Origin of the sequence: Fluctibacter halophilus (genome assembly GCF_020687825.1) — a bacterium.
GTDB classification, from domain to species: Bacteria; Pseudomonadota; Gammaproteobacteria; order Enterobacterales; family Alteromonadaceae; genus Fluctibacter; species Fluctibacter halophilus.
Genome location: NZ_JAJEWP010000001.1, coordinates 256363 through 269029 on the forward strand (window position 1 = coordinate 256363; position 12667 = coordinate 269029).

At 52.8% G+C, this 12667-nt stretch carries 6 protein-coding genes; 2 read left to right on the top strand and 4 right to left on the bottom strand.

Annotated elements, in window-relative coordinates; translation table 11 throughout:
• Positions 1-33: 33 nt before the first annotated feature.
• From LJ739_RS01255 to LJ739_RS01270, 4 genes are all read right to left on the bottom strand, one after another.
• A complete protein-coding gene (locus LJ739_RS01255; RefSeq protein ID WP_229156781.1) occupies positions 34-4095 on the bottom strand; it encodes an Ig-like domain-containing protein in 4062 nt (1353 codons plus the stop codon).
• A gap of 382 nt (positions 4096-4477) precedes the next feature.
• Positions 4478-8506: an Ig-like domain-containing protein gene (locus LJ739_RS01260; RefSeq protein ID WP_229156782.1), complete on the bottom strand. Its 4029-nt coding sequence runs from the start codon at positions 8504-8506 to the stop codon at positions 4478-4480.
• 109 nt (positions 8507-8615) lie between these two features.
• Positions 8616-9269, bottom strand: coding sequence for a tetratricopeptide repeat protein (locus LJ739_RS01265; protein WP_229156783.1), 654 nt, complete (start codon positions 9267-9269; stop codon positions 8616-8618).
• Between the two features lie 128 nt (positions 9270-9397).
• The gene (locus tag LJ739_RS01270; RefSeq protein ID WP_229156784.1) at positions 9398-10270 is read right to left on the bottom strand and encodes a sulfotransferase family protein; all 873 of its coding nucleotides are present in this window, start codon (positions 10268-10270) and stop codon (positions 9398-9400) included.
• Between the two features lie 206 nt (positions 10271-10476).
• Between LJ739_RS01270 and LJ739_RS01275 the strand changes: the two genes are divergently transcribed.
• A complete protein-coding gene (locus tag LJ739_RS01275) occupies positions 10477-11355 on the top strand; it encodes a sulfotransferase family protein (RefSeq protein WP_229156785.1) in 879 nt (292 codons plus the stop codon).
• Between the two features lie 109 nt (positions 11356-11464).
• Positions 11465-12637, top strand: a complete 1173-nt coding sequence (locus LJ739_RS01280; RefSeq protein ID WP_229156786.1) for a glycosyltransferase — start codon at positions 11465-11467, stop codon at positions 12635-12637.
• Positions 12638-12667 lie beyond the last annotated feature (30 nt).

Genomic DNA, 12667 nt, shown 5'->3' on the forward strand with positions numbered 1-12667 from the left:
CAGACAGCCCCTTTTTGTTGGTTTGAATCGATGTTAGTTTTTCAGCACGTAGTACTTTTTGTCCTGGAATTGGATGTACTCAACGTTTACCAATGTATCCTGGCCTTCATCGCTGACCAGCGCGGTAACGGTTACGCTGCCATCGGCCTGGTGCTCAATGGTGTAATCGGCAATCGGGCCATCAAAGTAGGCAGTGTCCAGGCCTTCGTGGCCATCCAACAGGTCGTTGCCGGCACCACCGCGCACGTGGTCCCACTGAGGGCTGCCGATCAGGCGGTCATGGCCCCCGGCCAGGTCGATAAGTTCAATGCCACGCAGCACGGTATTGCTGAAATCAAACTGTTGACGGTAGTTATCGCCAAGCAGAATGTCATAACCGCCTTTGGCATCGATCTTTTCAACGTTCACGACCACATCTATTGACAGGGTGTCACTGCCTTCGGTGCCGAGGATCTGGTCGTAGCCATCACCCCCATCGATGTTGTCAAAACCAATCGTAGTGCCCGCGAACAGGATATAGTCGTCCCCACCTTGGGCGTCTATAACGTCACTGCCATTGCCACCATCAATCACGTCTTTGCCCTGTGAACCGACCAGGTAGTCGTGGCCGTCGAGTCCTTCAATGGTGAAGCCTGAAGATTGGGCGCTGACATCAAAGCTGTCACGGTATTCGGTGCCGCGCAGGTGTGAGTCCGGCAATACCGACAGGGTCAGCGTTGCACTGGCTTCACCGCCACGACCATCTGTGATGGAGTAGCTGATGTGCTGGTCACCATAACTGCCGGCTTCGGGTTGGAACTGAAGTGATTGGTTGACGATGCTCAGGGAACCGGATTGCGGTGCACTGACGCTGTTCAGGCGCAAGGTGTCTTGATCGGGATCCTGGTCGTTGGCCAGCAAGGTTGCGACCGAAATCACATGTAAGCCAGTACCGAGCAACTCGATGCGATCATCGCCGGCAACCGGGTTATTGTTCGGCCCCTGAACCAGTACCGTAATTGTACTGCTGGTTTGCTCGCCGTCAGTGTCTTCAACCACATACGTCATGTCGACGCGTCCGACAAAGGTGCTGTCGGATTGATAGCTGATGGTATTGCCGAATTGACTCACTGTTCCCTGCGCAGGGGTACTGACACTGATCACGGACATCGCCAGACCTAATTGGTGCAGGTCGTTTTCCAGTGGCGATACGATCACGCTTTCACCCTGGGCTACGACGACCATATCAGGCAGAGCAAACAGCGCCTGGCCTTCGGCGACGGTCAGCTGTGCACCGTAAACGGGCAGTGGCTGTCCGGCTTCATAGGCGCCCAGGTCTGGGGCATTACCCTGGTAGGCATCATTGATGCCGGGGATAGCGATACCGCCGTCGATGGCCATGGATGCACTGTTCAAACGCACATCGGTGCTGGTGCTGAGGTAGTCATCGAAGCGTTGCAGCGACAGGCTGTCGGCAAACAGGGTGTCGCTGTCGAGCAGACGGTCATGGTTACCCAACGGACCTTGCTGCCACTGTGCGAAGCTGTCGACGGACACCGCATAGCGTTGGCTGGCGAGGTCAAAAGTGAACTTACCGTCCTGTGTCCAACCGTTGTAGTCGAGGTTGACGTAGCTGTGAGCACTGGTATTTTTCAGGGTGAACTCAGAGCTGCCGGCACCACTGACGAACAGGTTGTTGTTGATGGTCAGCAGACGGATGTCGCCACTGCTGTTTTTCCAGGCTTCACCGGTGCCGACGTCAGAATCACGGGTCACCAGGGTGTTGTGGTAGATGAGCATGCCGCTGGGGTTGTCTTGCTCCGGCTTGATTTTCAGCGGACCGCGGGCGGCGTTGAGCACCACGTTGCGATAGGCATACACCGGGCCACCCCACACGGGCTGGAAGCTCAGGCCATTGGCGGTGTTGGTGATAAGGTTGTGGTGCACAGCGACATTGCGCAGCGCGAAGTCGAATTCGATACCATCATCGCCACCCCAGTTAATCAGGTTGTGGTGGATATTGATGGCGACGTTGGCCCGTTGGGTGTTCCAGTGCAGGCCGAGGGAGTCACCGAAGCCGGCCAGGGTGTTGTGGGCAACTTCAATGTTGTGTCCGGTAACGACAATGCCTTCATGGTTCCAGGTCTCATTGCTGAGGTTACCGAAGGCATGAGGGCCGGTCAGACGGTTATTGATGATGGTCAGGTCCTGATGGCCGCCTTTGGCGTCGATACCGACATTGACCTGATTGATAAGGTTGCTGTCGATGACCACGCCCTGGGTGTCACTGCTCAGGCGAACCCCTTTACCGGCATTGGTGATGGACAGGTTGTGAATGCGCACATAACTGGCATCGATGTCGACACCCACGCCCTGGCCGTCGGCATTGATAAGGACATTGCCGAGGCTGGCACCGGTGACGGTGACAGGGTGTGCGGCTGTACCACTTTGTTTCAGGGTGATGGGGCCGTACAGTCCGGGAGACAGCACGAAGGTGTCGCCGGGCTCGGCCTGGTTAAGGGCACTTTGCAGTTCGCTGTCATTGGCAATCACGATTTGGCGCAACTGGCCTTGTGTGCCGGGCATGGCACTGGTGCGCAGGGTGATTTCCTGCACGTCATATTCGGTTGTAGCGTCCGGGTCCTGCACGGTGGCACGGACAGTGTATTGGGTGTCCGGGGTCAGGCCGGTGATGATGCCGGCAAAGCCATCGGGCGACAGTTCGGTGCTGTTTTTGGAGTTGCGTACCATGTCAGGGCGCATGCGGAACAGGTCGATGGCCCGTTGCCACTGGTCTTGTCCCTGGGCTTTGATATCAATGCGTACGGTGGCATTGAAGTTTTTATCCTGTTTAGCAGGCAACAGCAGGCTGGCAGAGGTCTGTGTGACACCATCGGCTTGCAGGGTCTGCGGGGTGAGCACATTGATGTCGTCAGGGTTGCTGCGCGGGTACCAGTACCACACACCATCGGAGCCCTGATTATCGCCGGCATTTTGCAGGCCGACAAAATAGTCGCCCTGTTCCACGTAGGTGAATTTACTGAACACTTTATTGGCACCCTGGGCGTCACGCAGTGGGGTGTCGGTATCCTGCTCGTTCCAGATAACCTCGAAGTCGAGAGACTGGGGGTCCCAGGTCATGATTTCGGGGCCACCGTTCCAGAAGTAAAACTTGCCGTCGACAGGGCGGAAGTTAATCGCGGCCTGGGCGAAGAAGTTGGTGAAGTGCAGGTCTTCAAGGGCCGGAAACTCGACCACTTTGGTGGCGCTCAGGGTGTTACCCTGCCAGTCGAGGCGATAAATGGCGTACTTGTGGGCAGAGTACAGCTGTCCGGTTTGTGGGTGGACAAACAGACTGGATAGACCTGGAGCATCAAGCCCAATGACTTCACCAAGCCAGGTTTCTTTACCGTCAGTGTCATATAGGGCAGCAACATGCTTTTTATTCACATGACCGATGAATAACGCCTGATTACGTTCGGCGAGATAAGCCGACATCGGATAATGAAAATTAACTGAGGCCGGATACTGGTGCCAGGTGTTGGTGGCGGTTTTAAATTCCCACATGACGGGAGTTTCAGGAGCATGGGGAGGCACACCGCCACCACCGCCGAAGCCGTGAGGGCTGCTGGTCCAGATACTCTGGGTAGTTGGGTTCCAGACCACACCGTCATAGGTATGGGTAGACATAGGAGAGTTCTCGGGCAGGTACACCGTGGTATTTGCCTTCTGGCTGTGGGCTTCTGGCTTGACCAGCGGCGCCGGGTCAGTCAGACGTGCCCAACTGCCATTGCTCACATCAAAGGTATAGATTTCATTGCCGCCGTAATCGGAATGGCCACCGCCAAAGAAGTAAAAGCGTTGTTGTGACGGAGAAAAGGCTGCGCTGGTCCAGGCACGGAAGACCGCGTTTGGTCCCATGCTGCCCCAGAAAGGTTCGCTTGCGGTATCCAGGATCCATTGGTCGTGTTCTTCCTTGGTGATGGCGACGTCAGAAAACACGTTACTGCTTTGAAGTTTTGTCCATCCGTTGGTTGTTTCGTCGGCCATGACAGTAGAGGATAACGCGCTTGCTGAAAGCCAGAAAGACAACAAAAAACGGCGAAAAACGTTCATAAATCTATTTACCTGTAAGTTCGTACTCCAACCCTGAGTGATTAAAAAAAACCGTGCATCGGTGATGCGGAGCGCACCTTACCAATCGAAAAGGGGTGAAAAAATATACGAACAAATAACCACGTATTAGCTGGCAGTCGCTAAACCGTGATGAAAGAGGTGGGTTAAAAAAAGGGGCGTTGTTGGTGGGGTTTGTAAGTGCTTGTTGCACCTGATAATAGTGTTGGCAAATTGCGACACAAAATGGATCACATGGCATTTGTCAGCATGACATCGTGGGCAAAAGTTTTTTCGATAGTTGGGTAAAAAAATACGACTTTCGTTTAATGGTAACGGCTTTGTTGTTAGTGAGTGATAACAAAATAATTCGCGGAGTGAGGAACTACAACGGGCGTTTACCGTCACTAAAATGCAGGTATTCTATCCGTATCAGGGTGTCCTGTCCTTCATCGCCCTTGAGGGCCGTCACCAGCCAACTGCCATCATGCTGGTATTCAATCACATAATCTGCCGCGTTGTAGCGGTAGTACACCGTATCCTGGCCGGCTTGTCCGTCAATGCTATCATTGCCTTCGCCAGGCAGTACCTTGTCCCACTGGGCACTGCCAATGAATTGGTCATGGCCCCCGGCCAAATCGATCAGTTCTATACCACGGAGTACGGTTTTTCTGAAATCAAACTGTTGACGATAGTTATCGCCAAGCAAAATGTCATAACCGCCTTTGGCATCGATTTTTTCGACATTCACCAGCGAATCAATGGACAGGGTGTCATCGCCTTCGGTGCCGAGGATCTGGTCGTAGCCGTCACCCCCATCGATGTTGTCAAAACCCATCGTAGTACCCGCGAACAGGATATAGTCATCGCCGCCCTGGGCGTCAACAACGTCACTGCCGTCGCCGCCATCAATCCTATCTTTGCCCTGTGAACCAACCAGGTAGTCGTGGCCATCGAGTCCCTCAAGGGTAAAACCGAAGGTGCTGTCACTGAGGTCGATGCTGTCGCGATATTCGGTGCCTTTCACGTGATTGTCGGCTACTACTGACAGGGTCAGGAAGGCAGAGGCTTCGCCACCACGACCATCGGTGATGGTATAACTGACACGCTCATCACCAAATCGGTTGTTATCGGGGCGATACACTAACGTCTGGTTAATGAGTGACAGTGTGCCGCGGGTTGGCATTTGTATGTTTTGCAACGTCAGGGGATCATCGTCCGGATCCCGATCATTGGCCAGTAGCAGGGTGACATCAAAGGTATGTTCATTGAGCCCCATTAATTCCACCGTATCGTTTACTGCCACCGGCGGTTGATTGTCGCCGGTGATCGTAATCACAATTTCGCTATTGTCTTGCTGGCCCCGATTGTCACTGACCGTGTATGCAAGACGTAATGAGCCTTCGAACGAGCTGTCGGCAGTGTAGAAACCGAAGTTACCCGTCATGGTTAACGTGCCCCGTTTAGGGGTTTCTATCGCGGTCAGGTTTAGCGCTCGTCCTTGGCGATGAATATCATTGAGCAAGGGGGCTATGGCGACCCGTTGGCCTTTTTGTACGCTCACATGATCAGGCAGAGCAATCAGCACCTGGTCTTCGGCGACGGTCAGCTGTGCACCGTAAACGGGCAGTGGCTGTCCGGCTTCATAGGCGCCCAGGTCTGGGGCATTACCCTGGTAGGCATCATTGATGCCGGGGATAGCGATACCGCCGTCGATGGCCATGGATGCACTGTTCAAACGCACATCGGTGCTGGTGCTGAGGTAGTCATCGAAGCGTTGCAGCGACAGGCTGTCGGCAAACAGGGTGTCGCTGTCGAGCAGACGGTCATGGTTACCCAACGGACCTTGCTGCCACTGTGCGAAGCTGTCGACGGACACCGCATAGCGTTGGCTGGCGAGGTCAAAAGTGAACTTACCGTCCTGTGTCCAACCGTTGTAGTCGAGGTTGACGTAGCTGTGAGCACTGGTATTTTTCAGGGTGAACTCAGAGCTGCCGGCACCACTGACGAACAGGTTGTTGTTGATGGTCAGCAGACGGATGTCGCCACTGCTGTTTTTCCAGGCTTCACCGGTGCCGACGTCAGAATCACGGGTCACCAGGGTGTTGTGGTAGATGAGCATGCCGCTGGGGTTGTCTTGCTCCGGCTTGATTTTCAGCGGACCGCGGGCGGCGTTGAGCACCACGTTGCGATAGGCATACACCGGGCCACCCCACACGGGCTGGAAGCTCAGGCCATTGGCGGTGTTGGTGATAAGGTTGTGGTGCACAGCGACATTGCGCAGCGCGAAGTCGAATTCGATACCATCATCGCCACCCCAGTTAATCAGGTTGTGGTGGATATTGATGGCGACGTTGGCCCGTTGGGTGTTCCAGTGCAGGCCGAGGGAGTCACCGAAGCCGGCCAGGGTGTTGTGGGCAACTTCAATGTTGTGTCCGGTAACGACAATGCCTTCATGGTTCCAGGTCTCATTGCTGAGGTTACCGAAGGCATGAGGGCCGGTCAGACGGTTATTGATGATGGTCAGGTCCTGATGGCCGCCTTTGGCGTCGATACCGACATTGACCTGATTGATAAGGTTGCTGTCGATGACCACGCCCTGGGTGTCACTGCTCAGGCGAACCCCTTTACCGGCATTGGTGATGGACAGGTTGTGAATGCGCACATAACTGGCATCGATGTCGACACCCACGCCCTGGCCGTCGGCATTGATAAGGACATTGCCGAGGCTGGCACCGGTGACGGTGACAGGGTGTGCGGCTGTACCACTTTGTTTCAGGGTGATGGGGCCGTACAGTCCGGGAGACAGCACGAAGGTGTCGCCGGGCTCGGCCTGGTTAAGGGCACTTTGCAGTTCGCTGTCATTGGCAATCACGATTTGGCGCAACTGGCCTTGTGTGCCGGGCATGGCACTGGTGCGCAGGGTGATTTCCTGCACGTCATATTCGGTTGTAGCGTCCGGGTCCTGCACGGTGGCACGGACAGTGTATTGGGTGTCCGGGGTCAGGCCGGTGATGATGCCGGCAAAGCCATCGGGCGACAGTTCGGTGCTGTTTTTGGAGTTGCGTACCATGTCAGGGCGCATGCGGAACAGGTCGATGGCCCGTTGCCACTGGTCTTGTCCCTGGGCTTTGATATCAATGCGTACGGTGGCATTGAAGTTTTTATCCTGTTTAGCAGGCAACAGCAGGCTGGCAGAGGTCTGTGTGACACCATCGGCTTGCAGGGTCTGCGGGGTGAGCACATTGATGTCGTCAGGGTTGCTGCGCGGGTACCAGTACCACACACCATCGGAGCCCTGATTATCGCCGGCATTTTGCAGGCCGACAAAATAGTCGCCCTGTTCCACGTAGGTGAATTTACTGAACACTTTATTGGCACCCTGGGCGTCACGCAGTGGGGTGTCGGTATCCTGCTCGTTCCAGATAACCTCGAAGTCGAGAGACTGGGGGTCCCAGGTCATGATTTCGGGGCCACCGTTCCAGAAGTAAAACTTGCCGTCGACAGGGCGGAAGTTAATCGCGGCCTGGGCGAAGAAGTTGGTGAAGTGCAGGTCTTCAAGGGCCGGAAACTCGACCACTTTGGTGGCGCTCAGGGTGTTACCCTGCCAGTCGAGGCGATAAATGGCGTACTTGTGGGCAGAGTACAGCTGTCCGGTTTGTGGGTGGACAAACAGACTGGATAGACCTGGAGCATCAAGCCCAATGACTTCACCAAGCCAGGTTTCTTTACCGTCAGTGTCATATAGGGCAGCAACATGCTTTTTATTCACATGACCGATGAATAACGCCTGATTACGTTCGGCGAGATAAGCCGACATCGGATAATGAAAATTAACTGAGGCCGGATACTGGTGCCAGGTGTTGGTGGCGGTTTTAAATTCCCACATGACGGGAGTTTCAGGAGCATGGGGAGGCACACCGCCACCACCGCCGAAGCCGTGAGGGCTGCTGGTCCAGATACTCTGGGTAGTTGGGTTCCAGACCACACCGTCATAGGTATGGGTAGACATAGGAGAGTTCTCGGGCAGGTACACCGTGGTATTTGCCTTCTGGCTGTGGGCTTCTGGCTTGACCAGCGGCGCCGGGTCAGTCAGACGTGCCCAACTGCCATTACTCACATCAAAGGTATAGATTTCATTGCCGCCGTAATCGGAATGGCCACCGCCAAAGAAGTAAAAGCGTTGTTGCGACGGGGAAAAGGCTGCGCTGGTCCAGGCACGGAAGACCGCGTTTGGTCCCATGTTACCCCAAAAATCCTGACCATCACTGTCGTCTAGCAACGCATCATGCGCCTCGCGGCTCAGGGCCACATCTTCAAAGGTGTGCGGGGTAGGGTGCTTGTGCCAGCCTATCTGCGCTTGCGAGGTCGATTGCGCATACAACGTACCTGTGCACATCAGCCATCCCAGCATTGTGCTAACGATCCATCCAGTTTTCATAGTAGGTAGTGTAGTTGTTTAGCGTTTAAAGGTTGCCAGTGTCATGTTTCAGCAGCGTGAAATTAATCACGGTCACATGACCCTATCCGTTGTCCGCGGTATTGCTTCTGGCCCGTTCAATTTTGTTTTTCAAACCATCCAGTGGAAATCCGGCGTCATATGCCACTTTCGCATGTTTCTGAGCGGCTTCCAGCTTGCCCATATCGACGTAGAGAAGGCCCAGGTTGTAGTGAATTTCCGGGTTTTCTGGTTGAATCGTCAATGCAGACAGGTAGTTTTCTTCCGCACCCTCATAATTGCCCGTGGAGTGCAGGTGCAGACCAAACAGAGCTCTGGTGGTAGCATCCGCAGGCTGAAAATAGATCGCGCGCTTGAAATAGCACTCGGCGGTGTAATAGTCATCAATCGTGGCATACTCAATGTTCTGTTGGCGTTGATAACGGGAAACGGCGAATAACGCGCGATGGAAATTGGGAATGGCGCGCAGGGTATAATCAAGGTCGTGTTCAAGCTTTCCGGTTTGACCCTTAATTAACCGCTCAACATTGCTACTAAAATGGTTATTAATAACAATCGGCAACTGTTCTTGATGTGCAGGATTGGTGAAATCCCACGGCCCGTACTGATTAGTCAATGGGTTACCGGGAACGATGTCGCAGGTCACATTGTTGCGGGCCACAGCGCCAAAAGCGACCGAAAGTAAGCAAACTACAGCAAAAAAGGATTTGAAAACCATATCAAATATCCGTCAGAACCAATGCAATGAATTGGTTTAATGGGGCAGTCTTCTGCGAGAGGCCGCCAGAGAAGCCACTAGCTTATTGGATCCCGCCATCACAGGCAACCGATACGCGTTGGATTGCGCTACCACGGTAACGAGGTTCGACCGACAAGCTCGGCCAGTGACGCATGGTAAGGCGCATAGAATGCGTCCACAATTTGTCGCTGTTTTTCTGTCATTTTGGGCGGCTTCTCGGTCATGACCTTGGCTGTTTTCTCCAGCAGTGATCTGGGGATCAGGGGTTTGATGGTTTTAACGAGCTGGTTCAGGCCACCCCGGCGACCAATGGCTTGGTTGAGTCGGCCAAAAGGCCCTGAATACACGAAAGATTGGTTTTGGCTGACATTTTCGTGCAACGCAACATCCTGATCCAGACCGAGAAAAGCAAAGCAGGCTTTAACATGATCGTGGGGAGTCTTAATGAACTCTTCAAAAAACGCGAAATGGAACCGGTCTTTGGCAAAATGGGCCAGATACAGTTCCAGTTGCCCCTGATACAGCCCGGTACGCAAATAGTAGCTATCCTGTTCTATGGCTTGTTCAAAAGGGCGCGACTCTAATCCGGCCCGGACTTGATGCAGATACGCCGAGTAGGCTCTGTCGGTCGGATTACGCATGATATAAATAAATCGCGCGTCGGGAACCGTGTCGGCGATGCGTTGTGCAATGCCTGCGTAGGCACTGACACGGCCAACATCGGCACTGAAGTAGTCCGGCAATGGCGCACAGCTGTAGCTGGTTGACGCGTCAATCAGGCATTTTCTCGTGTCTTCGAAGCGTTGCTCAAACCAACTCAAGCCTTTGTCGAAGTGCTGGGTAAAAAAGTCGGGTTCCTTAGGCGCTGACAGGCAGATGTCCGGGTGCTGGTCCAGGTAACTGGCCAATTGCGTTGTGCCCGCTTTCTGGGCACCGAGTAGAAAAACGTTTGGGGGAAATCCTTGTAAATGCGCGGACACGGGAATTTTCCTGCAGTAATTGGAATCGCAATGAATCACGGCAAACTATCAAACTGCACTGTACTGTCAACCAAAAAACGCCGCAATCGCGGCGGTTTCACAAAATCTTATTGGCGAAAGGATAGATTCTGCGCGCTTCTTTGCGCTAGACTTGTCACTTGGTGATCTCATTACAAACAATGAGCAAGCAAATGGAGTATGTTTAGATGGCCACCCCTCCTATTTTTATCGTTGGCGTACAACGTTCAGGAACGACGTTTTTGCGATTGATATTTAATAGGCATCCTGAAATCAGCATTCCCTTTGAATCCAATTTTTTAGATGTTATCTCAGCAGCCGTAGAGCTGGATTTTTATGACTGGGAACAAAAAAAATCTTTGATGGAAAATATCCTCAATGAGCCCCTAACGCAAAAAGGCGGCATCACATTTCCGGATATGGACAAACTGAGAGAGGTTCATTCGCCAGCGGAAATGATCAGCGCGCTGTTTGATGACAACAGTCGTCGCGAAGGTAAAACAAGATGGGGTGTTAAAACGCCTCATTACATCATCAAAATGCACGAAATTCTGCATTTTTTCCCGGATGCTCGCATAATCGCCCTCGTCAGGGATCCTCGTGGCATTTTTGTGTCACAAAAAAGTATATCTTGGGGCGCCAAGCAGCCATCTAAGCTTGCATATTTTTGGAATATGGCAATTCAGTCGGTAGAAATGATCGAAACATTGTTCCCAAATAATATTAGAGTGGTTAGATATTGTGATTTGATCACTGATACCGAAGAAGTGGTTAAGTCGCTATGTGGGTTTGCTCAATGTGATTTTGTTCCGGAAATGCTGGATTTCGACAATCATAAAAGCGTATTGCCCAAAGATAGCGTAGAGTGGCACAAAAATTCTGTCAGAAGACCAGACCCTAGAAAAGTTGAAGAGTGGCGTGAAAAGCTCAGTCCATTTGATAATGCGACTTTTGTCCACCTTTGTGGGGAAGGACTTAAACGTTTCGGATATGAGGCAATCAAACCAAGCTTCAATCTGCCGCAAAAGGTGTTAAAGCGCTTACGCAGTGCCATATATTACAGTTGAACGTTATTGTGCCTAATCCAATCGAAGAAGAATAATAAACGTGAGAAAAGACACTCCTTCAATCCTTTATGTTGCGTATCATTTCCCTCCCATATTAGGAAGCAGTGGTGTGCATCGCACCCTGGCATTTATCCGTCATTTGGTAGATTGCGGCTGGGACGTCAGCGTGTTGACCACGTCCGTGAAGGCCTATGATAACTGGTCTGAACAACAATATGATTTCATCCCGGATAAGGTTAACGTGATACGTGCCTATGCCCGCAATGTAGCGCGGCATTTCAGCATCAAAGGTAAGTACCTTGGCGCGATGGCATTGCCGGACAACTGGCAAAGCTGGATTATTGGTGGTGTGATTCGTGGGCTTTGGTCTGTGATGGGGAAGCGGCCGTCGATCATCGTATCGACCTATCCGATAGCGTCAGCACACATGATTGGTTATCTGTTGCACCGCATCACTGGTATCCCTTGGGTAGTGGATTTGAGAGATCCCATGGCGCAAGCAGACTATCCGTCAGATCCTAAGCGTAAAAAGTGGTTTGAGTGGATTGAGCGTAAGGTCGTGAAGCACGCGAAGGTGGCGATTGTAACAACATTGGGTACCAAGCGCTTTTATCAGGACAAGTTTCCTGACGTGGCGGAGGATTTCTGGCATGTCATCCCAAATGGCTACGATGAGGCGATGTTTGACGATGTCGTGCCGCAATTGTCGCAAGAGAATGGCAAACTCGTGCTGTTACACAGCGGACTTATTTATCCAAATGAACGGGACCCCAGTGATTTATTCGCCGCCATCGCGGCATTAAAGCAGCAGGGCAAAATTGACGCGCAAGGATTTGAGTTGCGTTTGCGTGCCACCGGACATGATGATCATTACCGCCAGCAGCTCAGTGACCTGAACATTGAAGATGTGGTTACCCTGGCACCAACGGTACCGTATAAACAGGCGCTGCAGGAAATGCTCAGTGTTGACGCGCTGCTGCTTCTACAGGCTGCGAATTGTAATTATCAAATCCCTGCCAAAGCCTATGAATATATTCGCAGCGGCAAGCCGGTACTGGCGTTGACCCCTGAGGAGGGCGATACTGGGCAATTGTTGGCCGGCGCGGGTGTGGCGCAGATTGCACCGTTGGACAATGCCGAACAGATAGAGACTGCGCTGGTACAATTTATCGACGGCATCCGTGGGGGTAATGTGCCCCACCTGGATGAGCAAACCCTGTATGGGTATTCACGCCAGTATCAGGCAAAAGCAATGGAATCGTTGTTGGTGTCGTCTTTGTGACGGTGTAAACCCAGACGATTCGACGTTATC

Bases quoted from the DNA above. Each gene is read 5' to 3' on its own strand.
- LJ739_RS01255 (WP_229156781.1), bottom strand. From the start codon at position 4,095: ATGAACGTTTTTCGCCGTTTTTTGTTGTCTTTCTGGCTTTCAGCAAGC.
- LJ739_RS01260 (WP_229156782.1), bottom strand. From the start codon at position 8,506: ATGCTGGGATGGCTGATGTGCACAGGTACGTTGTATGCGCAATCGACC.
- LJ739_RS01265 (WP_229156783.1), bottom strand. From the start codon at position 9,269: ATGGTTTTCAAATCCTTTTTTGCTGTAGTTTGCTTACTTTCGGTCGCT.
- LJ739_RS01275 (WP_229156785.1), top strand. From the start codon at position 10,477: ATGGCCACCCCTCCTATTTTTATCGTTGGCGTACAACGTTCAGGAACG.